Consider the following 23,659-nt stretch of genomic DNA (forward strand, 5'->3'; position numbering starts at 1 on the left):
ACGATTCATGTCCACGCACACCCCTGACCAGCCCATCGCGGTCGCCCGAGCCGTCGCACCCGACAGCTCGTTCGACAATCCCTACCTGCTCGGCGTCTACGCTCCCGTGCAGACCGAGCTGTCGCTGGAAGACCTCGAGGTTATCGGCGAGGTGCCGCGCGACCTCAACGGCGTCTACCTGCGCAATGGGCCCAACCGCCGCTTCGACGCTCCGGGCCGGTACCACATGTTCGATGGCGACGGCATGATCCATGCGGTGCACTTCGACAACGGCAAGGTGCGCTACCGCAATCGCTGGATCCGCACCAAGGCATTCCACGAGGAATCCGCCGCCGGCAAATCGCTCTGGACCGGCCTGATGGAGAACCCGGAGGGCAACCCCTTCGGCAACGGGCACGGCCTCGGCATCAAGGACTCGGCGAACACCGACGTGATCTTTCACCGCGGGCAGGTGCTCGCCACCTGGTACCTCTGCGGAGACCCGTACGCAGTCGATCCGCTCTCGCTCGAGACGCTGGGCGCACAAGACTTTCTCGGCACCTTCGCCGGCGACATGATGGCGCACCCGAAGGCCGACGAGCGCACCGGTGAACTGCTGTGGTTCGACTACGGCCCCGATATGGACTACCTGCGTTACGGCATCATCGGTGCCGATGGCGCGCAGACCCACCTCGCGCAGGTCGACCTGCCCGGCCCGCGCCTGCCGCATGACATGGCCATCACCGACAACTACACGGTGCTGATGGACTTGCCGCTGGTGCAGGATCAGGAAGCCCGGCGCAACGGCAAGTACCGCATCTTCTACGACAAAGAACTCGTATCCCGCTTCGCCGTGATCCCCCGCTACGGCAGCGGAGCGGATGTGAAATGGTTCGAGGCCAAGCCCTGCTACATCTACCACGTCGTCAACTCGTGGGAAGAGGGAACGAAGATCATCATGGAGGTGTGCCGGGTCAAGAATCCGCAGCACCAGTCGACCTTCGAGCACCCGCTGGCCAATATGCTCTCGTACATGAGACTGGATGCGCAGCTCTACCGCTATGAGTTCGACCTGGTCACCGGCAAGACCTCCGAGCGCCCGATCGATGACCAGAACATCGAGTTTCCGAGCATGGACCAGCGCATCGTCGGCACCAAGCACCGCTACTCCTACAACATGAGCCTGGCGAACGAGCCCACTCTGCTCTTCGACGGCATCGTGCGCTACGACTCGCAGACCGGCGAGAAGGAGAGCTACCAGTTCGGGGCCGGCCGCTGGGGTTCGGAGAGCCCGTTCGCCCCGCGCGACGGATCCACGAGCGACAGCGATGGCTACCTGGTGACCTTCGTCAACGACGAGGTCGAGGGGCGCGGCGAGATTCTCGTGCTCGCCGCCGATGACCTGGCCGCCGGCCCCGTCGCCCGCATCAAGCTCCCGCAGTCTGTACCGGCAGGGTTCCACGCCACGTGGATCCGAGCAGAGCAGCTTTCCTGACCCGACGTACCACCTGATCACCGTGTTCTGCCTGGCGACAAGGCTGTCGCCCGGCAGAACCATCACCGAACACGCAAGGAGACCCATGTCCGACAGTCGTCTGAACCTGCACCCCCAGTCCCGTGTTGACCAATTCGTTGACGGGGGCCAGTGGACATCCGAAACCATCGACGGGATGTTCCGTGCCACCGCCGCGCGGCGCGGAGATGCGCCCGCACTCGTCGATCCCGCCAACCGCGCCGCTCTGGCCGGTGACGCAGCCCGGCGCCTGAGTTGGCGCGAGGTCGACAGCGAGGTGACGGCGCTGGCCGCACGCCTGGCCGAGGCCGGGGTGCGTCGTGGCGACACGATCGGTGTGCAGCTCGCCAACGGCATCGAGCTCACCGAGATGCTCCTCGCCGCCTGGACTCTCGGCGCAACGGTGTCGGCCCTCGCGATGCAGTACCGCGACCACGAGATCACCACGATGGGCAATGCCGCCCAGTTCACCTGGGTGGTCGCCGCCCGCGCCTTCGGCGAGCGACACCCGGCCGACGACTTCGCGCGTCTGCGCGACGAGCTCCCGACCGTGCGCGGCGTGTTCAGCTACGGTCTGCCCGGCGACGCCCTCTGCGAGAACAGCACCGGCGTGACCCACCTCTTCCCGGCCGCAGCCACCGCCGCGGATGAAGAGGCCGTGGCCGCCTACCGCGAAACCCACCCGAACGATCCCAACGACTGCGTGACGATCTGCTGGACCTCGGGCACCGAGGGGGTGCCGAAGGGTGTCATGCGGGCGCACTACGACTGGCTCGTGTTCAGCCAGGTCTGCCAAGACGCCTCGGCGACGAGCGAAAACGACGTCATCCTGAATGCGTTCCCGATGATCAATATGGCCGGGATCTGTGCCATGTTGCTGCCCTGGGTGCGCACCGGCTGCGTGCTCGTGCAGCACCATCCGTTCGATGCCCCCACGTTCTTCGGCCAGATCGCTCGCGAACGCGTGACCTACACGCTCGCCCCGCCGGCACTGCTCTCGATGCTGCTGCACAACGAAGACCTGCTGAGCAAAATCGACCTGACCAGCCTGACCCGCATCGGCTCGGGTTCCGCTCCGCTCAACCCGGCGATGGTACGCGGATGGCAGGAGCGGTTCAATATCCCGATCATCAACTTCTTCGGTTCCAACGAGGGCGTCGGCCTGCTCTCCAGCAGCGTTGACCTGCCGAGCCCCGACGACCGCGCCCGGTTCTTCCCGCGCTACGGCGCCGAGGGGACGCGTTGGTCGATGCAGCTGTCGGAGTGGGCAGACGTCAAGATTTTCGACTTGGATTCCGGCGAGGAGATCACCGAGCCCGGACGCCCGGGCGAGCTGCACATCAGCGGCCCGCAGTTGTTCGCGCGGTACCTCAACGCGGAGACACTGTCACACCCGTTCGATGAGGCTGGCTATCTGAAGACCGGTGACATCTTCGAGATCGCCGGCGACCAGGGCCAGTATCTGCGTTACGTCGATCGTGCGAAAGACATCATCATCCGCGGCGGCATGAATATCGCTCCCGTCGAGTTGGAGACGCTCATCCTGCGTCACCCCTCGGTGGCGGATGTCGCCGTCGTCGGCGATCTGGACGAGACGCTTGGCGAGAAGGTCGCGGCCTTCGTCGCGCTGCACCCGGACACGACCCTGGATCTGCCGGAACTCGTGGCGTTCCTGCGCGAACAACACATCGCGTCGTACAAGCTGCCTGAGAACTTGCGGATCATCGCTGTTCTGCCGCGCAACCCCGTCGGCAAGGTCGTCAAGAACGAGCTGCGCAAGGTGCTGGCCGAGGCGCAGGCGTGAACAACGCCCTGATTCTCGACGCCGTTCGCACCCCGCGCGCGCGAGTTCGGCGGGGCGGCGGCACACTCGCCGATCTGCCGCCGGCCGAGCTGTTGGCCGTCGTGCTGCGCGAACTTGCTGCGCGCGGACTGCCCTCCGATCGCGTTGACGACCTGATCGTCGGAGTGAGCACAACCGTCGGGGAACAGGGCGGAAACGTCGGGCGCGTGGCTGCCCTGTTGGCCGGTTGGTCGGATGCGGTGCCGGCCGGCGTGACCTCGCGCCTCTGCTGCTCAGGCCTCGACGCTCTCAGCGCCGGTGCGGCACAGATCGTCTCCGGCGGCGCCGATCTGATCGTCGCCGCCGGGGTCGAGTCGATGTCGCGCGTACCGATGCTCGCCGACCAGCCGGCGTTTGCGCTCGACCCGGCGGTCGGAGAGGCGACCGGGTTCGTCTCAATCGGCGTCTCGGCGGATGCCACGGCGATCCGGGCCGGAATCTCCCGCGCCGAACTCGACGCCTATGGAGCGCGCTCCCAGCAGCGCGCGAGCGCCGCGCCGACCTGGGAATCGATCGTGCCGGTCACGACGCCCTCCGGCACGGTGCTCAGCCACGACGAGGGCGCACGCGGCGACACCACTCTCGAGACGGTCGCGGCGCTTGCACCGTTGTTCGCCGACGACCCGCTCTGGGAACGCGTGGAACGCCGACTTAACATGACCGGCGGCGAGGATCGCGGCCGGCACACGGTAGCCACGGCTCCCCAATTCGCGGATGCCGCGGCGGCCGTGGTGCTCGCCTCGGCGGCGTGGGTCGAGGAGCACGATCAGAAGCCGCGCGGTCAGATTCTCGGCTGGGCGCAGGCTGCGGTTCGCTCCCCCGGACTCGAAGCCACTGTTCCGGCCAGCCAGAAGGCGCTGGTTCGTGCCGGACTGCGGGCGAGCGACCTGTCGATCGTCGAGGTGAACGAGTCGTTCGCGGTGACTCCGCTGCTGCTGATGCGCGAGCTTGGCCTGTCAGAAGACGTGGTCAACCCGAACGGCGGGGCCATCGCCGTCGGACATCCGCTCGGCGCCACCGGCGGCATCCTCATCGCCAACGCGCTCGACCAGTTGCACCGCCGGGGCGGCGGCTTCGGGCTCGTGACGATCCCGGCCGCGCTGGGCCTGGCCACCGCGGTCGTGATCGAGGCGTTCGCATAGAACCATCCCGGTGGTTGAGGAGCACGCGACGAAGGAGCGCGCGTCTCGAAACCTAGCAAGCCGACCTCCAGACGTAGCCACAGTTCACAGATCAGCTCACGCGGTTTCGAGACGCGGCCGACTCCGTCGGCTGCTCCTCAACCACCGAAGCCAGTAAGGAATCGCACATGAACAATCCAAGCGGCGTGTATCTCCTGGGCGGAACCCAGACCGATTTCAAGCGCAACCTCGCCACCGAAGGCGTCGACGACGCGGTGTTCTCCTTGATTCGGGAGGCGGCACTCGGTGCGATCGCGGATGCCGAGATCGACCCAGCGGATGTTCAGCGCGCGCACGTCGGCAACCACTCCAGCGAGATCTTCACCGGGCAGTCACACCTCGGTGCCATGCTCCCGGCAGTGCGGCCGGAGTGGCGCGAGTTGCCATCGTCGCGCCACGAGGCGGCGTGCGCCTCCGGCAGCATGGCCGCCCTCGGCGCCATGGCCGACATCGAGGCCGGTTTCTACGACGTTGTTCTCGTGCTCGGCGTCGAGCAGATGCGCAATGTCCCCGGCACCGTCGCTGCGAACAACCTTGGCTGCGCGAGCTGGCGTTCCCGAGAAGACCTCGGCGAGCTGGCCTGGCCCACCGCATTCGACCGCGTCGCCGACGAGATTTCGCGGCGCTACGGCGGCATGACCACCGAACACCTGGCTCGGCTCGTGCAGAACAGCCGTGCCAACGCGCGCAACAACCCGCTGGCGCAGGCACGCGACTGGATCGAAACCGCGGCCTCCTTCGCCGACGACGACGAGACCAATCCGCTCGTGCAGGGGTCTCTGCGCAAGAGCGACTGCGGCCGGATCAGCGATGGTTCGAGTGCCGTCATTCTGGCCAGCCGCGCCTATGCCGAACGCTGGCGCGCGCGGCACGGACACGCCGACATGCCGCCGCGCATCAAGGGCTGGGGGCATAAGACCTCCACGATGGCACTCGACGAGAAACTGCGCGCATCCGCCGACAGCGAGTATCTCTTTCCGCATCTGCGGACCGCCATCACCGACAGCTACGGGCGCGCCGGGATCGCGGGCCCGTACGACCTCGATGCCATCGAACTGCACGACTGTTTCTCGATTAGCTCGTACCTGGCGATCGATCACCTCGGCATCACCGGGCCGGGCGCAGCCTGGCAGGCGATTGAAGACGGCCGCATGGAGATGGGCGGATCGATTCCGGTGAATCCCTCCGGCGGGCTGCTCTCGGGTGGCCACCCGGTGGGCGCCACCGGGGTACGGATGCTGAACGACGCGCGTCGTCAGGTGATCGGCCAGGCCGGCGCCATGCAGGTCGAGGGTGCGACCAATGTGGCCACCCTGAACTTCGGCGGAAGCGTGGCGACGGTGGCCAGCTTCGTGGTGGGGCGGGACTAACCCTCGTCCTCCCCCTCCGTCCCAATTCACCATTTCGTTGGTCGAGGAGCTCGCGACGAAGGAGCGCGCATCTCGAGCGATGTGCTGAGCTTGTCGAAGTGACCACGCGAGCCGATGTTCAGACGTCACGTTTGAGGTTCGGCTCACGAGGTCTCGAGACGGCCGCGGGCGGCCTCCTCGACCAACGACATGGTCGCCCCGAGCAGCCTTAGCCCATCTCGATCAGGCGGGCCGATTCCCTCACCAGCGCGGGCACTCCATCGGCGAGGGTCGGGGCGAACCTGTCGCCCGGACGCTCACCGTTCAGCCAGCGCGTGTAGATCGCTTCGCAGAACACCGCCGCTTTCCAGAGCGCCAAGGCCTGATACCAACGCAGCTCCGACAGGTCGAGGCCCGTTGCCGTGCCGTAGCGCTCCGCGAGTTCGGCCCGCGTCGGATACCCCTCGAGTCTGGTGACCGGCGTGAGCTCAAGCGGAGTGCTCGTCGCCCCGGCCTCCGCATAAGTCGCGAGAAAGTAGCCGAGATCGGCGAGCGGGTCGCCGACCGTCGCCATCTCCCAGTCCAGAATCGCAAGCACGCGAGGCGGAGCCGAGCGTTCAAACATGAGGTTGCCCAGTCGAAAATCGCCGTGCACGACCGAGGCCCGCTGACTGGTCGGCACATTCGCTGCGAGCCACGAGGCCACCGAGCTGATCTCCGGAACCGAACGCAACGTCGTCGCGTCCCAGAGCGACGAGAACAGTGCGACCTGACGCTCCAGATAGCCCTCGGGCCGCCCCACCCTTTCCAGGCCGCCGCGCGTGACGTCGACCGCGTGTAGCGTGACGAGCGTGTCGACCGCCGCGAAGGCTGTCGCTCGACGCTGCTCGGGTGTGTCGAACCCGGCCAGCTCGGTATCGGTGATGACGGCACCGTCGAGGAAGTCCATCACGTAGAAGGGCACGCCAAGCACCGACTCGTCGACGCACACCGCCACGATGTCTGGCACCGCAATGCCCGCGGCCTTCACCAGCAACTGGATGCGCGACTCGCGCACCATGTCATGTGTCGACTTCGGCAGCGGGGGTCGCGGACCACGACGAAGCACGAGCAAGCGCTCACCGCGACGCAACAGGTACGTCAGATTCGAGTGCCCGTCACCGATGCGCTGCCACGCGATCGCACCCGAACCGAGCCCCTCGGAATCCAGAAACTCGGCGAGCGCGTTGAGAACCAGCAGGGGCGGATGCTCCAGGCCCACCGCATCCGCTCGCGTCGCCACGACCTCCACCCCGTCGGGTGTCGAGATCACGAATCCGCTCCACCCACGATGTCCATCCGTGCGGCGCCAGCCGCCACCTCTCTACGGCGGCGCGAGGAGGCCCGGCGGGAAATCGCCCACTTGTGCGTCTCGTTCGAACCGTCGTAAATGCGAAACGGCCGCACCTCGTTCATGTACGAGGCGAGCGGAAGGTTGTCGGTGACGCCGTCACCCCCGCAGAGCTGAATCGCGCGGTCGATCACCCGGCAGATGGCCTCAGAGCAGTGCACCTTCGCAATTGACGACAGGGCCGATCCGGCCTTCGGGTCGGTCTCGAGGAGGACCGCCGTCTTGGCGATGATTGCATCGCTCGTCTCGATGTCGATGACCGACAGCGCGAGCATGTCCTGCGCGATGCCCAGCTCATTGATGCGGTGCCCGAAGATCTCGCGCTCGTTCGTGCGGTCCAGCACGATATCGAGGGCGCGGCGGGCCAGCCCGAGCCAGCGCATGCAGTGCGTGAGCCGGGCGGGGCCCAGCCGCACCTGTGCGTAGCGGAAGCCCTCCCCCGGCATACCGAGCACGGCGTCATCGGCGACGAAACAGTTCTCGTAATGAACATGCGGATGCCCGCCGGCAATGGCACGGTCGATGGCATAGATCTGCTCGCCGATGCGAACTCCGGGGTTGTCCATGTCGACCAGCAGCATGGTGGCTCCGGCCGGCACTCCGTCGCTGGCGTCGTTCCGGGCCATCACGATCGCGAAGTCGGCCACCTCTGCGCCGCTGATGAACCGTTTGTGACCGTTGATCAGCCATCCGCCCTCTACCCGCACCGCCTCGGTCTGCAGGGCTTCGGGGTCGGATCCCGCACCCGGGTGCGGCTCCGTCATGGCGAAACACGAGCGCTTCTCGCCGGCCGCGAGGGGAGCGAGGTAGCGCTGCTTCTGCGCATCCGTCGCGATGATGCTGAGCATGTGCATATTGCCCTCATCGGGCGCCATGCAGTTCAACACGATCGGCCCGATCGGTGAGTAGCCGGCCTCCTGGAAGATGGCCGACCAGTGCTCGATCGGCACCCCCTGGCCGCCGTATTCACGCGGAACGTGTGGAGCGAAAACGCCGGCTTCCTTGGCTGCGGCCATCAGTGTGGCGCGCAGTTCTTCACTCAGACGCTCGTCGGGGCCGGGCTCGGCGGGCACGACGACGGTGCGGATGAAATCGCGGGTGCGCACGCGAAGCGCTTCCCATTCGGGAGTAAGGGTGCTCATGCTGTTCCTCCGGCCGACAGCAGTCCGCCATCGAGGGTCAGGGTCTGCCCGGTCACCCAGGACGCGTCGTCGGAGGCGAAGTAGGCGACGGCACCGGCGACATCCTCCGGCGTACCGAGTCGGGCAAGCGGATAGGCAGCCGCGACCTCGTCTTCCTTGCCTTCATACAGAACGCGAGCGAACTGGGTTTTGACGACGGCCGGTGCGACAGCGTTGACACGGATGTCGGGTCCGAGTTCCACGGCCAGCGTGCGTGTGAGGTGGATGAGCGCGGCCTTCGTGATCCCGTACATGCCGATACCTTCGGCGGGCACGATTCCGGTCACCGACGCAATGTTGATCACCGACCCGCGCCGTTCCGCGAAGCCAAGAGCGTCGTGGTGGTAGGCGGCCTGGGTCCAGGCGAGCGTGCCGAGCAGGTTGACTTCGACGAGCTTGCGCGCACCGGTGAGATCGAGGTCGATGAGCGGGCCATAGACCGGGTTGATGCCCGCGTTGTTGACCAGGATGTCGAGGCCGCCGAACTCGCGCGCGATCGTGTCCATGACCTCGGCACGGTGTTCGGGGTCATCGCTCTTGCCCGCCACCCCGATCGCGCTCCCCGCGGGGAATGACGCGGCGGCTTCGGCGAGCGGTTCCGGTTTGCGCGCGGTGATGCACACGCGAGCACCCTCGGCGACAAGCCGCTGGGCGATGGCCAGCCCGATGCCACGACTGGCACCGGTGACGAGGGCGGTCTTGCCGGCCAGGCGATGAGCGTTGACTGCGTTGTCGTTGTTCATAAGCATCCGTTGTTCTCGAACCGAGCGAGCGCTCGGTAAGCTCAAGTGTGGAGTGGCACAGCCGGGGCGTCAAGCATTTGCTCCTGGCACGATTCGATCCGGCAGGCGGAGGATTGGCGATGGGGAGCTATGGGCAGCGACGCTGAGTCGGCGGTGCAGTTGGACTGGCGCGACTTCGACGACGACTCGCTGCCGCCGCTGCTTCAATCGGCCGTGCAGACCTTCGTGGCCCACGGCTATCACGGAACCACCACGCGCACGCTGGCGGCAGCCGCGAACATGTCAGTGCCCGGTCTCTACCATCACTTCGCCTCGAAGCAGGCGATCATCGTGGCCATCATGGATTACGCCATGGACGACCTCTGGCGCCGCAGCATCGTGGCGCAGGCCGAGGCGGGGCCCGACCTTGAGCGGCAGCTGGCCCTGCACATCGAGTGCCTCGCCCTGTTCCACGCGCATCGCAAGGAACTCGCGTTTCTCGCCGCGACCGAGCTGCGCAGTCTTGAGCCCGACGCGCGCACTCAGCACATCGCGGCCCGGGATCGTCAGGAGCGGATGCTTGTCGAGATTCTGCGCGCGGGCGCGGCAACCGGAGCCTTCCGCGCAACCGACGCCCGTCAGGTGGCCCGCGCGCTGATCACCATGTGCACGGGAATCTCGCAATGGTTCGATGCGGCCGGTCCGCTCTCCGCCACCGCGATCGCGGAGGACTACGTCGGCTACGCGCGGCGCATCGTCCTCGGTGGTTGAGGAGCACGCGACGAAGGAGCGCGCATCTCGAAACCTCGCGAGCCAATCCTCAAACCCGGGATGCGTCCGGAGATCGGCTCACGAGGTTTCGAGACACTCGCTGGCGCTCGCTCCTCAACCACCGGTCTCAGCAGTAACCGCACTCCGCAACGGAAGCGCACGCACACTCCCAAATTGACGGGAGCTCCCGTCGATCGGGTCAGAAAAGGCGAGGTCACTCGCGAGCAACTGCAGCGGCGTGCTGAAATCGTCGAGCGGAGTCTGGCGATCCACCGGGTAGAGCGGGTCGCCACAGATCGGGATGCCGAGGCTCAGCATGTGCAGACGCAGCTGGTGGGTGCGCCCGGTGCGGGGGCTCAGCCGGTAGACGGCGGTGCCGTCGCCCAGGTCTGACTCCAGCTCGACGAGCGACTCCGCGTTCACCGGGGCATCCGGTACGACAACGCCCTGCAGCTGGCCGCGATGCTTGGCGAGGTGGTTGCGCACGGTTGCCGGCAACGCGAGTTCGGGGCGGAGCGGTGCCTGAGCCCGGTAGGTCTTGGTGACGACACCGTCTTGGAACATCATCTGATACGGCGCCCGCCAGCGCTTCTCGGTGGCCAGCAGCAGCAGGCCGGAGGTCACCCGATCGAGCCGGTGCAGCGGCGCCAGTTCGGGCAGCCCGAGTTCGTGCCGCAGACGAACGACGACGCTTTGCTGCACATGGCGGCCGCGCGGGATGGTGGAGAGAAACGGCGGCTTGTCGATCACGACGATCCGCTCGTCGCGATGCACGACATGGATGTCGCCGGGGACGTGCTTCTCCTCGGACAAGTCACGATGGAACCAGACGAACGTGTGCGGGCCGTATTCGTCGCGGCCGGTCACCACCCGGCCATTCTCGTAGACGAAGCGGCCGTCGCGGAGAAAGCCATCGACATCCACAAACTCGTGCAGCCGAGACAGCAGCCACTCCCCCATCGTCGCCCACGGCCGCGGTCGCTCGATGTCGTGATCGGGGGTGCGCATCCACGCGGCGTCGAGGCCGTGACGCTGCGGCAAGGGGGAACGAGGAGGCACCGGTCGATCTTACGTCGCGGCGAGGCGAGCCTGCTTTGCGGGGCCGTCGGGTGCACTCATGCTTGAGCGGGGCCCGCTGCCGTCACGACGACAAAACGGACCCCGCCCGGTGAGCAACCCCACGTGCCGCGGCTACTGGCGCGCCATGATGATTCGCAAACGCTCCTCAGGGTCGATGAGGTGATCATGGTCGTCGTCGCCGAGGTCGATCTGCACCCAGTTGATCGTGCCGGCGAATCGGCTGCTCGCCGTGTTGTACTCGGGCGACACCGCAGTACCGGATTCGTATCCGACGTCGGTGGTCTCATCGGCAGAGAAAACCATCGCCTGGGTCATTCCCACCCGCCCGCTGCCGACCGCCACGCCGTCGTAGTACACGGTGACGTCGCCGCCCTTCCCAAGCCCTCCGCCGTCGTAGGCGAATTCCATGCGCACCTGGTGTTTTCCGACGGGGATCGGTTCATCGGCCACCGTGACGAACTCCTGAATTCCGAGCAGGTTGTATAGAAATTTGACAGCGCCGTCCTTCACATAGAGAGTCCATCCGCCGAACCGGCCGCCTTGGGCGATGATGACACCCTCCGCTCCATTCACCGGCACCTCAATCTCCGCGGTGACAGAGAAGGACTTGTTCTTGATGCTCACGACGCTGTTTTCGGAGAGGCGCCCCATCCCGGGATAGAGCAATTGCGTGTTGCCCCGGATGAGGGTCGGTCGCCCGGCGATCTCGGGAGTCGCGCGCTCGATGCCACGGTCATCGATCGGGAGAACGTTGTACTTCGTCGCCTCGATCAGCCACAGCCGTTGCAGCTTGGCCAAAAGCTCAGGATTCGAACCGGCGAGATTACGCGCCTGACTGTAGTCGGTACTTCCGTCGTAGAGCTCCCACACATCATCATCGAATGCGGCGAGCGTGCCGCCGACCATCTCCCAGGGGGTGCGGTGCTTCGTCACGGCGCTCCAGCCTTTGTAGTACAGGCCGCGGTTGCCGAACATCTCGAAGTACTGCAGGTCGTGGCGCTCGGGCGCGTCAGGCTTGTCGAAGGTGTACAGCATGCTCGTGCCCTCCATGGGCGATTGCTGCACGCCGTTGACCATCGTCGGTTCCGGCAGGCCGGCCGCGTCGAGGATTGTGGGCGCCACGTCGATCACGTGGGTGAACTGTGATCTCTGGCCACCCTTGTCCGAAATGCCTTTGGGCCACGACACGATCGTTCCGTTGCGAGTTCCGCCCCAGTGGGAAGCCACTTGCTTGGTCCATTGGAACGGGGTGTCCATCGACCATGCCCAGCCGACCGCGTAGTGGTTGTACGAGGTCGGTGTTCCCAGCTCGTTCATCTTCGAAAGCATGAATTCCGGCGATTCAAGTGCAGCCATGCCGTTGAAGTTGGCCATCTCGTTGAAGGCCCCATTCAGCGTGCCCTCTGCCGAAGCGCCATTGTCGCCGAGGATGTAGTAAATGAGCGTGTTCTCGAGCACACCGAGATCTTCAATCGCGTCGATGACCCGCCCGACGTGGTGATCGGTGTGTTCGAGAAAGCCGGCGTACACCTCCATCTCACGCTCGAGCACTGGCTTGAGTTCGGCCGGCATGTCCTCCCACGCCGGAATCTCCGCGTGCCGGGCAGTGAGCTCCGCATCGGCCGGGATGATGCCAAGCTCCTTCTGCTTGGCAAACGTCTTCTCGCGCTGGGCATCCCATCCTTCGGCGAACTTGCCCTTGTATTTGTCGGCCCACTCCTGGGGCACGTGGTGCGGTGCGTGCGTTGCCCCCGGCGCCAGATAGACGAAGAACGGCCGCTCGGGCATCAGCGCCTTCTGCGTGCGAATCCAGTTGACGGCGTGATCGGCGAGGTCCTCGGTCAGGTGGTAGCCCTCCTCCGGAGTGGCCGGCGGTTCGACCGGCGTCGTGCCCTGGTAGAGAGCAGGGTCCCACTGGTTACTCTCGCCACCGATGAAGCCATAGAACGTCTCGAAGCCGCCACCGCCCGTTGGCCAGGCGTCGAACGGCCCCATGGGCGAGGACTGCCAGACAGGCACCTCGTGACATTTGCCGAACTGGGCCGTCGAGTACCCGTTCAGTTTCAGGGTCATCGCGACGGGCGCTTTCGTGTTCGGCTTCAGCGAATTGTTGCCGGGGGCCGAGGTTGCGGTCTCGGTGATACTGCCCATGCCGACCGAGTGGTGGTTGCGTCCGCTGAGCATTGCCGCTCGAGTGGGAGCGCAGAGGGCCGTGGTGTGAAAACGGTTGTAGGTCAGGCCTCCGGCGGCCAGCTTCTCCGCGTTCGGCGTGTTGCATGGGCCACCGAAGGCGCTCGACGCCCCGAAGCCGGTGTCGTCGATCAATACGATCAGCACGTTCGGCGCGCCCTCCGGAGGGAGCAGCGGCTCAATCGGAGGATAAGACGTGTCCGGATCCTTCGCATCGTACGTCGTCAGGCCCGGCTTCGGCCGGTCCGGAATTGGCAACATCGTGCGTGCGTGACGATCAGGACTCATGAGTCTTCCTCTCTTCGTGCGGAACATGCGGAGGTGGAGCGAGCAAACCGGGCGGTCGACGCGTGAACCGCGCAGAGGCGACATGGGCAACGACGACCGCGACGATCACGAGCGGCATGAGCGTCAGCCCGTCCGCCGCCAGGATCAGCGTCGGGAGCAAAACGGAGGTGAGCGGCAGTTTGAGCATGACGACCGACATCGCCCCGATGCCCATGGCGACGCCCGTGATCATGGGCAAGCCCGGCAAGTGTGACAGGGCGGCCCCGCCGACGGCTCCGATGAAGAGAGCGGGGAAGGTGGGCCCGCCGCGAAAGCTACTGAGTGCGAGGCCGTAGGCAAGCCCCTTGCACACGATGAGGAGGAGTAACGCGCCGACGGTGTAGTCGGACGCATTGGCGACGAACGGTCCGAGGGCGTTTTGTCCCGAGAACAGCACCTCCGACGCATTCCTTCCGCTGATCACGGCATAGCCGACGGCCAGCGCCGCGATGCCCAGGCCGACGACGGGCATGAGGAGCACCATCCGACGTTCGATGTGCGGACGAAGAGCGACACCCAGCCAGCGGATTCCGGCGCCGACCGGCACGGCGAGCAGCCCGATCACCACAGCCCAGAGAAATTGCACACCGTTCGGAGCTTCGAAGGGTGGGATGTCGGTGATCGCCAGCGAGAAAGTACCCAAGCCGGTCCAGGCGTCAAGGCCGATGAAGACCAGCGAGCCGATCCCCGCCGCCAGGAGGCCAGGCATGAGCACGAGACCCAGGCTGACGCCGCCGAGTCCCGACGCCTCCATGAGCAGGAACGCGCCGGTGAGCGGCGAGCCGAGCAGTGTGCTGATGGCGGCGAAGCTGCCCGCGGCGGCCATCATCGTCTGCGCTTGAGGCGGCGCGTCGCGCTTGACGAGCCTGACCGTGAGAGCGCCGAGTCCCGCCCCGAGGGCAAGCAATGGTGCCTCGGGGCCGAGCACAACGCCCAGGCTCAGGGTTGCCAGTGCTGCGAGCACGACGCCGGGGAGCATTCGCCCACTCGGGGGGCCTCCCATCACGAATCCGTCGGCCGGGGAATGCCCGCCTTTGCCGGGCAGGTAGCGGATCGCCAGCGCGACGAACACCCCGGCGACCGCGAGGGGAATGAACGGCCACCAAATGGGCGCGGTGCCGGAGCCCAGCGCTTCGGGAACCGTGGTGAAGAACAGCTCCTGCAAGGCCGCGACGAGCGCAAGAAAGTAGTAGGCCACGGCGGAAATGGGAACACCGATGAGCGCCGCCAAAACAAGCAGCCCGAGATAGCTTTTGGATCTCAGTACGGCGATCGGATCAGGCGACGGGCTCGTGGTCGAAGACACGAAAGTGACCCTATCCAGACGGTGCGTGGCCCGTCATCACCCACTTCGCGTGAGAACGAGAAACCCTCTGTGTGCGTCTTATGCCAGATCGGGTGATCCGCTCAGCTGCGACGACCCGAGAACAGCGTGTGCATCAACGGGATGATCGACGCCACCAGCACCACCGTGCCGAACACTATGTCGTCGGCGCGCAGCCGGGAGCCGGCGACGAGAAGTGCACCGAAGAGAAGCGCCGACACCGCCCGCCGTGCGGTGCGCTCCAGCCGGTCGATCCGGCGGTCGATGCTGGGGATCGCCACCGACAAGGTGCCGTCCTCGAGCTGGGTGAGAATCCCATCGATTCGCTTCGGCAGACGCCACACCACGCCGGCCATCTCCATTGCCTGCTTCGCGGCATCCGACACCACGTTGCCGCCTTCCTCGCGCAGCAGCTGTGCCGCATAGGGCTCGATGGAGTCCCACACATTGAACTGGGGATCGAGTGCGCTGCAGACGCCGGAGGTGAGGGACATCGCCCGGATGATCAGCAGAAAGTTCTCGGGCAGCTGCACCGGCAGCGAGCGCACCATGTCACCGAACTGCATCGCGAAGTCGCGGAACTCGCGCGGGTCGACATCGCGCAGCTCGGCGAAGCCCATGCCACCGAAACGGGCGAACAGCTGAACCATCGCTCGCTCGAGCTCTGTCGTCTCGGCGGAGGGCATGAGCACTCCCATGTCGCGCATCGCATCCACCAAGCCCTTGCCGTCGCGCGAGGCGGCAGCGATCAGCAGCTTCCGCAGGCCCCGGCGTGTGCCGGTGGACACCTCACCCATCATGCCGAAGTCGATGAATGTCAGTTTCCACGGCCGGCCGCCGGCTCCATGGGCGGCCGGGGTGACGAAGATATTGCCGGGATGCGGATCGGCGTGGAAGAAGCCGTTGGTGAACAGCTGGTCGAACATCACCGTCGCAAAGGCGGGGGCCACCTCGGCCGGGTCGATGCCCGCCGCGCGCAGTGCCGCTGCATCGGTGATCTTGATCGCCGTCACGTCTTCGAGGGTGAGCACCCGCCGGGTCGTGCGCTCCCAGACGACCGCGGGTACGGCCATCCGATCGTCACCGGCGAAGTCTGCCGCGAAGCGTTCGGCGCTCGTCGCCTCGTGCAGGTAGTCGATCTCCTCGAGGCTCGTTGACGCAAACTCCTTGATGAGGGCAGGCATATCGACACGGTCGGAGACCAGTCGCACCCGGCTGAGCCAGCCGGCCACCTTGCGCAATGCCGCCAAGTCGACATCGACGATCTTGTCGATGCCCGGCCGCTGCACCTTGAATATCACCTGGTCCATGCCGGTCTCGGCGGCATCAAGCGGCGCGAGCCAGGCGCGGTGAGCCTGACCGAGGGAGGCCGCGGCCACCGGCGTCTCGTCGACCGCTGCGAACGCGCGCTCCAGCGGCATACCCAGCTCCGCCTCGGCGAGCGCACGGATGGCCGGGAACGGCACCGGCGGCACCTCGTCTTGCAGCCCTTCAAGCTCTTTTGTGATCTCGGGCGGCAGGATGTCGAGCCGCGATGACATGAACTGACCGACCTTGATCATCAGCCCACCCAGGTCAACCGCGAGCAGATGGAACCGCTGCGCGAACCTCCCCAGACGCTTCGTGCGCGTGCGTTCGGCGACGCCCGCGAGTCCGATGCGCGGGAGGACCAGCTCATACCACCAGGTCTGCGCCAGGTACCGGCCAGCAAAGCGCAGGATACGGCGGTAGCGAGCGCGGGTGTTTCCGGCGCCGGGGATCGAATCTGCGCGCTCCCGACGAACCGACGCCACCCTCGTCAGTCCTGCGCGAGAATCGAGTAGATCCGACGACGCGCTTCGTCGAGCGCTGTCACGGCCTGCTGAATCTGCTCCGGCGTCCCGGTGCGACCAACCTGGGCTGCAGCCTGGGCGAGTTCGAAACCGGCCTTAGGCAGAGCAGTGAATCCGGTGCCGTCATCGGCGCCCATGGTCGCCCACGGCGCCGTTGCGCTTGCTGCGGGAGCTTCCGCGCGACCCGCGTCGGTGAGTGCGTATGTCTTGCGGCCGTTTGACTCCTCCGCGCTGATCAGACCCTCATCAGCGAGCAATTGCAGCGTCGGGTAGACGGAACCTGCGCTGGGCTTCCACCGGCCGCCGCTGCGCTCCTCGATCTCGCGAATGATCTGATAGCCGTGCATCGGCTGTTCGGCGAGCAGCGCGAGCACTGCAGCGCGCACGTCGCCTCGGCCCATGCGACTGCCGGAGCGCTTCTCGAAGTTTGAGCGCAGCTGCTCCATCATCTGCCACATGCCTTCACCGCGACCGCCGGGTGAAAACCCGCTGGTTGGGAACGAACTGCCCATGGTGACCTCCCGTGAATTCCTCCGTGAACTGCGAACGATACTTAACGCTATGTCGCGAGGCGGCTTTGCGATAGGGGCGCGTGAGAAGGTCTACTCGTGTCGGGCCTCGACCGCGCACGGTCATGGCGCGAAGCGCTCGGAGCTGTACTAGGTGCACCACTCGACCGAAGGAATCGGGCTAGCGTGATGCCTATGGTCCAGGCAGCCTCGCCCGCACGAGCATGGATCGGGACGATTGTCTTCCTTTTCCTCGCGCCTGGCGTCGTTGCGGGCCTCATTCCCTGGCTCATTTCTGACTGGCAACGGTTCGCATGGGGCGGTGCGACGTGGGTCGTCGTGCCGATCGCTTGGATCGCGATCACCGTCGGGGTGGCCTTCCTCCTGCACGCCTTCGCGCTCTTCGCCCTGCACCGCGGAACGCCTGCTCCGCTCGCTCCGACCGAGACGCTTGTCGTGACCGGGGTCTACCGCTTTGTGCGCAACCCGATGTACCTGGCGGTGCTGGCGATCATCCTCGGTCAGGCACTGCTGTTCGGCAGCTGGTGGCTCCTGCTCTATGCCGCGATGGTCTTCGGCGCGGTCTTTGCGTTCGTGAAGGGCTACGAGGAGCCGACCCTCACCCGCACCTACGGCGAACAGTATCTCGATTACCGGCGCAATGTTCCGGGGTGGTGGCCGCGGGCCTCGCCGTGGCAAGGGTGACCGCGCACCCGCGAGCCACCTGGCGTCGATAGGGAATACGCCGGAAACATCGGAACCAATCGAGCAGCGGTTGCAGGCCGATGTCGTTCTTCCACTAACCTCAAACCATCGGTACGCACAAGACACGCAGCCGCAGAGAAGCGACAGCAACCGGCGATAGCCATGGTTCGTCGCGTGTCGTGCGTGCCCCTATCTGGAGGAAAGATAAGCATGTCCAAGTACCGGGTGCAGAATCCTGCCACGGGCGAAGTTCTCGAGACGTTCGAGAACGCGACCGATGCGCAGATCGAAGAGGCGCTGACTAGCGCCGACGCCGTGTACCAAGAGTGGCGGGAGCGCAGCGTGCAGGAGCGCGCCGCCGTCGTCAAACGAGTTGCCGAGCTCTTCGAGGAACGCAAGGACGAGCTAGCGCGCCTCATCGCGGTCGAGATGGGCAAGTCGATTGCCGAATCGATCGACGAGGTCGAGTTCGCGACATCCATCATCGACTACTACGCGGTGCACGGCCCGAGCCTGATCACCGACTACGAGATCCCGAGCACAGTTCCGGGCAAGGCCTACATCGAGCACCGCCCAGTCGGCACGTTGCTCGGCGTGATGCCGTGGAACTTCCCGTACTACCAGGTCGCCCGCTTCGCAGCGCCGAACCTCGTGCTCGGCAACACGATCCTGCTCAAGCACGCAGACATCTGTGCCGGCTCGGCCCTCGCGATCCAGCAGATCATGGAGGATGCCGGCGTGCCCGTCGGCGGGTACCAGAACGTGTTCGCTTCGCACGATCAGATCGCAACGATCATTGCGGACCCGCGCGTACAGGGCGTCTCGCTGACCGGCTCCGAGCGTGCCGGCGCGATCATCGGTGCGCAGGCCGGCCGAAACCTCAAGAAGTGCGTGCTCGAACTCGGCGGCATCGACCCGATGGTCGTGCTCGACTCTGACGACGTCGCGGCCGTTGCCAAGCAGGCGTGGGACTTCCGCGTCTACAACGTCGGCCAGGTGTGCAACTCGAACAAGCGCCTGATCGTCATGGATGACATCTATGACGAGTTCGTCGCCGAGCTGAAGAAGCTCGCCACGGGTCTGGTGCCGGGCGATCAGCTGAACCTCCCCGACGGCGCCTTCACACCGATGTCGTCGCGTGTCGCAGCCGAGACGGTGCACGCGCAGGTACAGAAGGCCGTGTCAGAAGGAGCGACGCTCGAGGCGGGCGGCGTGCTGTCGGACGGTCCGGGCGCGTACTATTCGCCGGCCGTGCTCACCGGCGTGCCGCGCGACTCCGAGTCGTACGGCGTGGAGATCTTCGGGCCGGTTGCGACCGTCTACAGGGTGTCGAGTGATGAGGAAGCGCTGGAGCTCGCGAACGACTGCGCGCTGGGCCTGGGCGGTTCGGTCTTCTCGACCGATGTCGCTCGCGCGACGCGCGTTGCCTCGCAGCTTGAGGTCGGCATGTCGCATGTGAACACGATCGCAGCGGAGTCGGCCGAACTGCCGTTCGGCGGCGTGAAGCAGTCCGGCTTCGGTCGTGAGATGGGTCCGGTCGGCATTGGCGAGTTCGCCAACAAGCGACTGTTCTTCGTCTCCGCATAACCCGCAGTAGAAGCATTTCGAGGGCCGCAGGATTCCTGCGGCCCTCGTTCTGTTTCCCTGCCTGACCGTCAGGCGCTATTCGCTGAACGAATCCACGAACGCGAGGGTCGCATCGGTGATTTCAGTGCGTGCGGCGTCGCGGGTGATTGTCGGCTGACCGTCGCCTGCTTGGGGTCCGTAGTCCCCGAAGTACGCATGGATACCGCCGTTGATGACGGTGAAAGTGGTGTCCTCGGGCAACAACTCTCGCGAAGCATCGATCTTCTCCGGAGTTGCCAGCCCATCATTCGAACCGGAGATCGAGAGCACCTGTGCCTCCAGCGTGCTCATGTCGGTTGCCGGATAGGAAGCGTAGAAGAACACTCCGACGACCGGATCAGTCGGTGCTGCCGAGAAGGATTCCGCGTCTATCGCGGAAACGACGCCTCCCAGCGAATGGCCACCGACCACCCACCGGTCGACCGGAGGGTGGTCGGCACGTGCGGCGGCGAATGCGCCCGTGGACAAGAAGGCGATGCCGAACGGCTGCTTCGGGATGACGACGGTATGACCGTTCTCCGCGAGCGGCCGCAGAACCGCCGCGTAGGCCCGGGCGTCGACGCGGGCCCCGGGCTGGAAGAACACGCCGACATCCCGTGCGTCCTTGGTCGGAGTCATCACGATCTGGGTCGGAGTCTCGGTGACGGTGACCGTGGCATCCGACTTCATGGCGGCGAGGGCCGGCTCAATTGCCGCAGACGGGACGAGCCACCAGACAAGGGCCAGTATCCCGGAAAATGCCACAATCGCAGCCCACCGGAGAACCTTGAGCTTTCGGTGGGTCGCAGCGGGCTTCAGCCAGAAACGCACAGCAGACACGGCGCTGGCCAGGAAAACGACAGCAAGCAGAACCACAAACGCGGGATGCCCGTGGGTGAGCATCGATCCCGTGGCAGCGGCCGCCCACGCTGTCACCATCACTCCGAGCGTGGACACAATCCGGGCTGCCCCGGAGAGCACAACATCGGCTCGGGTGACGGTCGAATTGCTCCCCGGAGGCCGAACCTCGATGGGATCAGGATCCGGACTTGTCACATTCTCTCCGAACGTACGACGATTGCTGACAGATTATGGCCTCACCCGCGGTACGTCGGATTACACCTCGGCGGCGGGAATGGGCTCGGTGGGGAGCTTCCGCACCTTGGTGCGGCGACGACGTCGTTCGGGCACCATCGAGCGCATCTCGTCGAGCTTGCCGAAGCAGAGCAGCCTGTCGCTGTCTTCGAGCACGAGATCCCCCTTGGGGTTGGGCATGACGGTGGCCCCGCGGTGCAGCGTCAGCACGGTGATGTCACGTTCCCCCAATCCGGAGTCGGCCAACCGTTTTCCGACGAAATCGGCGTTGCTGTAGACGATGATCTCGGCGACGCCATATCCCGTTGAGACGCTGAGACGCTGGCGCACGTCGATCTCGGGAAAGCCGACCTGGTCGGAGATGTAGTCGATGATCGCACCGGCGACATCCAGGTTCGTCGCCCGCTCAATTCCCTCGAGACCCGGCGACGAGTTGACCTCCATGATCAGCGGGCCATCGTTGCCCTCAAGCATGTCGACACCGGCGACGCGCAGGCCCATGATCTGCGCGGCTCGCACGGCTGCCCGGTGGTATTCCGGGGCCAGTTCGACCGGCTCGACCGTGCCGCCACGGTGCACGTTCGAGCGGAATTCATCGCCGCTGGCCACCCGGCGCATAGCCGCCACCACGCGGTCGCCGACGACGAGGGCACGGATGTCGCGACCGCGGCTCTCCGAGATGAAGCTCTGGATCAGCACGTTCTGCTTCGTCGAGTGCAGTGTCTCGATGATCGCCTCGGCCACCTTCACCTCCGGCGCGAGGATCACGCCGATGCCCTGGGTGCCCTCGAGCAGCTTGATCACCACGGGGGCGCCGCCCACTCGTTCGATAGCCAGACGCACATCGGCGCGGCTGTGCACGAACGCCGTCGCGGGCATGGCGATGTCGTGGCGGGAGAGAATCTGACTGGCCCGCAACTTGTCGCGCGCGTTGGTGATGCCGTTCGCGGTGTTCGGTGTGTAGACATCCATCTGCTCGAATTGGCGAACGACGGCGGTGCCGAAGTAGGTGATCGAGTTGCCGATGCGGGGCAGGATGGCGTCGTAGTCCGACAACAGCCGACCGCGGTACTGCAGGTCAGGCTCCGGGCCCGACAGGTCGATCGCGAAGCGCAGCGTGTTGAGCACCTTCACCTGGTGACCGCGCTGCAATCCTGCCGCTTTGAGCCTCTGGGTCGAATACGACTGTGGGGCGCGCGAGAGGATAGCCAATTTCATCGATGAACCTGCCAAAATAAACGAGTGAGCGAACCGATCTATTCAACCACCATCGCGGGCTGGCGAGAGTGGGTCGGCCTACCCGGCATCGACGTGCCCTGGATCAAGGCGAAGCTCGACACCGGCGCACGCAGTTCGGCCCTGCACGCCTTCGACGTCGAGGAATTCGTCCGCACGAGCGAAACGGATGGCGCGGCCGTCGACTGGGTGCGCTTTCGGGTGCGACCCTGGCAGCGGTCCGTGAACGACGTCGCCGTTGTCGAACGCCCAGTGCACGATCGCCGCGTGGTGCGCAGTTCCTCGGGGCACAGCGAGGAACGCATCGTGGTGCTGCTCGACATCCAGCTCTTCGGGCGCACGATCACGGCCGAGACGACGCTCAGCAATCGCGATCAGATGGGCTTTCGGATGCTCATCGGCCGGGAGGCGTTGAGCCAGGGATTCCTGGTGGATGCCGGCAAGTCATTTCTCGCTGGACGAGCACCGAAAGAGGTGCGGCGCCGCAATCGTGCGCCTCGCGCCTCGTGACGCCGTCCAGGCATCCGAGAGCCGCGTCCTCCTAGCTATGCGCGGTTGAGCGCCAAAACCGGGATCGTGCGAATGCCGGCGGTCTTCGCCTCGTACTCCGCGAATCCCGGGTAGCGACGTGCCTGCTCGGCATAAACCCGATCACGCACCTCGCCCTTTAGCTCGTGCACCGTGACGGGATAGGTTTCGACGCCGATCTCGACTTCTCCCTGGCCGGCAGAGACCAAGTTCCAATACCAGTCCGGGTTGGTGGGGGCGCCGGCCTTGGAGGCAAAGACATAAATGGTGTCCGATTGCTCGTCGGCCAAGTACATCATCGGTGTGACGAACTCGCGATCACTCTTGCGTCCGCGATGATGCACGAGCACGATCGGCGCTCCGGCGAAGTAGCCGCCGACCTTGCCGTCGTTCGCTCGGAATTCCTCGATAATCGGTGTGTTCCAATTCGCCATATACAACTCAACCCGGCGAGCGCCGCAGATATTTCAAACGTCGGGGCCTTGCGAAACCCGGACGAGCCGTTCGGGCCAGAGTGATGCGTCAACGCGCAAGGTACGACACGGCGCCATGGAACCTCAGACGTTCCTTCCAAGGACTAGACCTCGGGAAGCACCGCGGTCGTTCCCTCACCCGTTCGTGATGTTGCAACCAGTGCTCGAATCAACTCGACTGTCGTCTCGGCGTCTCTCATGGCTTGAAGAATGGCCGCATGGTTGCGCCAATGTTGAGCCCACAGTTGATCGCCGACAACAGAGGCAAAATCGATGAGGGTAGGTGACTCCCACATTTCATATGCCGCAAGGCGATTCGCTCGCTCCTCGAGCCCAGCGATCCCACGAGTTTCAGGTGAAAGCCGAGCCGAACTGAACATCCACACGCGCCATGGCTTATTGCCCTTGCTCTGATTGCATTTGCCGCAGGCCGGCACAAGGTTGTGAATCTCCGAGATGTACCCCGTTGGTTGTTTGCCGACTACGAGAGGACGCAAATGGTCCCATTCTGTTGCTCCATCGCCACAGTACGCGCACGCCACCGCGTCCTCCATGCCAAGGATTCGCAGAGCTTCATCGATCTGCTTAGTCGTCGGCGGCACTACCGGAATGATTCCATTCACGAAAGAATTTGTGATGCTCGAGGAACGACCAGAAATGCGCACGGGCTTGGGCATGGCAAATCTGAACATTTCACGGTCGGTCACACGCACGATCATATGTGACGTCCTCAACGATCGATCGTCAAAGACAATTCGGCGACCGCTTGCCTCGGAGGCCAGTCCCTGGTCGAAAACCGCATCCAATCCTTGACTGACCATTCTCC

20 protein-coding genes are annotated in these 23,659 nt (G+C 65.4%); 8 read left to right on the forward strand and 12 right to left on the reverse strand.

Annotated features, from left to right (window positions below; translation table 11 throughout):
- The first annotated feature begins 7 nt into the window (after positions 1–7).
- The 4 genes from AB4Y63_RS01295 to AB4Y63_RS01310 all read left to right on the forward strand — a co-directional run bounded on the left by AB4Y63_RS01295 (position 8) and on the right by AB4Y63_RS01310 (position 5,886).
- On the forward strand, positions 8–1,474 hold the full coding sequence (locus tag AB4Y63_RS01295) for a carotenoid oxygenase family protein (RefSeq protein ID WP_441789221.1): 1,467 nt from the start codon (positions 8–10) through the stop codon (positions 1,472–1,474).
- 85 nt (positions 1,475–1,559) lie between these two features.
- Entirely contained in the window at positions 1,560–3,296 is a 1,737-nt protein-coding gene (locus AB4Y63_RS01300) for a class I adenylate-forming enzyme family protein (protein ID WP_441789222.1), read from the forward strand.
- The gene (locus tag AB4Y63_RS01305; RefSeq protein WP_441789223.1) at positions 3,293–4,477 is read left to right on the forward strand and encodes a thiolase family protein; all 1,185 of its coding nucleotides are present in this window, start codon (positions 3,293–3,295) and stop codon (positions 4,475–4,477) included. The genes AB4Y63_RS01300 and AB4Y63_RS01305 overlap by 4 nt, the downstream gene beginning before the upstream one ends.
- A 167-nt stretch (positions 4,478–4,644) precedes the next feature.
- Entirely contained in the window at positions 4,645–5,886 is a 1,242-nt protein-coding gene (locus AB4Y63_RS01310) for an acetyl-CoA acetyltransferase (protein WP_441789224.1), read from the forward strand.
- Between the two features lie 208 nt (positions 5,887–6,094).
- Here the strand turns inward: AB4Y63_RS01310 and AB4Y63_RS01315 are convergent, their stop codons facing one another.
- From AB4Y63_RS01315 to AB4Y63_RS01325, 3 genes are read right to left on the reverse strand one after another with little or no spacing between them, the layout of a single operon-like run.
- Positions 6,095–7,177, reverse strand: coding sequence for a phosphotransferase family protein (locus AB4Y63_RS01315; protein ID WP_441789225.1), 1,083 nt, complete (start codon positions 7,175–7,177; stop codon positions 6,095–6,097).
- Positions 7,174–8,397 carry an acyl-CoA dehydrogenase family protein gene (locus AB4Y63_RS01320; RefSeq protein WP_441789226.1) on the reverse strand — a complete coding sequence of 408 codons (1,224 nt, stop codon included), beginning with the start codon at positions 8,395–8,397 and terminating at the stop codon, positions 7,174–7,176. The genes AB4Y63_RS01315 and AB4Y63_RS01320 overlap by 4 nt, the downstream gene beginning before the upstream one ends.
- A complete protein-coding gene (locus AB4Y63_RS01325) occupies positions 8,394–9,185 on the reverse strand; it encodes an SDR family oxidoreductase (protein ID WP_441789227.1) in 792 nt (263 codons plus the stop codon). The genes AB4Y63_RS01320 and AB4Y63_RS01325 overlap by 4 nt, the downstream gene beginning before the upstream one ends.
- Positions 9,186–9,308: 123 nt before the next feature.
- Here AB4Y63_RS01325 and AB4Y63_RS01330 point away from each other — a divergent pair, with 123 nt between their 5' ends.
- Positions 9,309–9,929: a TetR family transcriptional regulator gene (locus AB4Y63_RS01330; protein WP_441789228.1), complete on the forward strand. Its 621-nt coding sequence runs from the start codon at positions 9,309–9,311 to the stop codon at positions 9,927–9,929.
- Between the two features lie 114 nt (positions 9,930–10,043).
- Here the strand turns inward: AB4Y63_RS01330 and AB4Y63_RS01335 are convergent, their stop codons facing one another.
- The 5 genes from AB4Y63_RS01335 to AB4Y63_RS01355 all read right to left on the reverse strand — a co-directional run bounded on the left by AB4Y63_RS01335 (position 10,044) and on the right by AB4Y63_RS01355 (position 17,194).
- On the reverse strand, positions 10,044–10,988 hold the full coding sequence (locus AB4Y63_RS01335) for a pseudouridine synthase (RefSeq protein WP_441789229.1): 945 nt from the start codon (positions 10,986–10,988) through the stop codon (positions 10,044–10,046).
- Positions 10,989–11,120: 132 nt separating this feature from the next.
- A complete protein-coding gene (locus AB4Y63_RS01340) occupies positions 11,121–13,487 on the reverse strand; it encodes an arylsulfatase (protein ID WP_441789230.1) in 2,367 nt (788 codons plus the stop codon).
- Positions 13,477–14,832: a chloride channel protein gene (locus AB4Y63_RS01345; protein WP_441789231.1), complete on the reverse strand. Its 1,356-nt coding sequence runs from the start codon at positions 14,830–14,832 to the stop codon at positions 13,477–13,479. The genes AB4Y63_RS01340 and AB4Y63_RS01345 overlap by 11 nt, the downstream gene beginning before the upstream one ends.
- Positions 14,833–14,933: 101 nt before the next feature.
- A complete protein-coding gene (locus tag AB4Y63_RS01350; protein WP_441789232.1) occupies positions 14,934–16,643 on the reverse strand; it encodes an ABC1 kinase family protein in 1,710 nt (569 codons plus the stop codon).
- 5 nt (positions 16,644–16,648) lie between these two features.
- Positions 16,649–17,194, reverse strand: coding sequence for a PadR family transcriptional regulator (locus AB4Y63_RS01355; protein WP_441789233.1), 546 nt, complete (start codon positions 17,192–17,194; stop codon positions 16,649–16,651).
- A gap of 192 nt (positions 17,195–17,386) precedes the next feature.
- Here AB4Y63_RS01355 and AB4Y63_RS01360 point away from each other — a divergent pair, with 192 nt between their 5' ends.
- The gene (locus AB4Y63_RS01360) at positions 17,387–17,896 is read left to right on the forward strand and encodes a methyltransferase family protein (protein ID WP_441789234.1); all 510 of its coding nucleotides are present in this window, start codon (positions 17,387–17,389) and stop codon (positions 17,894–17,896) included.
- A gap of 210 nt (positions 17,897–18,106) precedes the next feature.
- Positions 18,107–19,483 carry an NAD-dependent succinate-semialdehyde dehydrogenase gene (locus AB4Y63_RS01365; protein WP_441789235.1) on the forward strand — a complete coding sequence of 459 codons (1,377 nt, stop codon included), beginning with the start codon at positions 18,107–18,109 and terminating at the stop codon, positions 19,481–19,483.
- 75 nt (positions 19,484–19,558) lie between these two features.
- Here the strand turns inward: AB4Y63_RS01365 and AB4Y63_RS01370 are convergent, their stop codons facing one another.
- Complete coding sequence (locus AB4Y63_RS01370; protein ID WP_441789236.1) at positions 19,559–20,557, reverse strand: alpha/beta hydrolase; 999 nt, start codon at positions 20,555–20,557, stop codon at positions 19,559–19,561.
- A 60-nt stretch (positions 20,558–20,617) separates the two neighbouring features.
- Complete coding sequence (locus AB4Y63_RS01375; RefSeq protein WP_441789237.1) at positions 20,618–21,814, reverse strand: RimK family alpha-L-glutamate ligase; 1,197 nt, start codon at positions 21,812–21,814, stop codon at positions 20,618–20,620.
- Between the two features lie 24 nt (positions 21,815–21,838).
- On the opposite strand from AB4Y63_RS01375, the gene AB4Y63_RS01380 reads away from it, so the two are divergent.
- Positions 21,839–22,342: an ATP-dependent zinc protease family protein gene (locus AB4Y63_RS01380; protein WP_441789238.1), complete on the forward strand. Its 504-nt coding sequence runs from the start codon at positions 21,839–21,841 to the stop codon at positions 22,340–22,342.
- Between the two features lie 35 nt (positions 22,343–22,377).
- Here AB4Y63_RS01380 and AB4Y63_RS01385 read toward each other — a convergent pair whose 3' ends face one another.
- Both AB4Y63_RS01385 and AB4Y63_RS01390 read right to left on the reverse strand, forming a co-directional pair.
- The gene (locus AB4Y63_RS01385) at positions 22,378–22,794 is read right to left on the reverse strand and encodes a nitroreductase/quinone reductase family protein (protein ID WP_441789239.1); all 417 of its coding nucleotides are present in this window, start codon (positions 22,792–22,794) and stop codon (positions 22,378–22,380) included.
- A 143-nt stretch (positions 22,795–22,937) separates the two neighbouring features.
- The gene (locus tag AB4Y63_RS01390; RefSeq protein ID WP_441789240.1) at positions 22,938–23,540 is read right to left on the reverse strand and encodes an HNH endonuclease; all 603 of its coding nucleotides are present in this window, start codon (positions 23,538–23,540) and stop codon (positions 22,938–22,940) included.
- Positions 23,541–23,659: the final 119 nt, after the last annotated feature.

The sequence above is a fragment of the Leifsonia sp. YAF41 genome (genome assembly GCF_052113185.1).
Taxonomy (GTDB): domain Bacteria; phylum Actinomycetota; class Actinomycetes; order Actinomycetales; family Microbacteriaceae; genus Cryobacterium.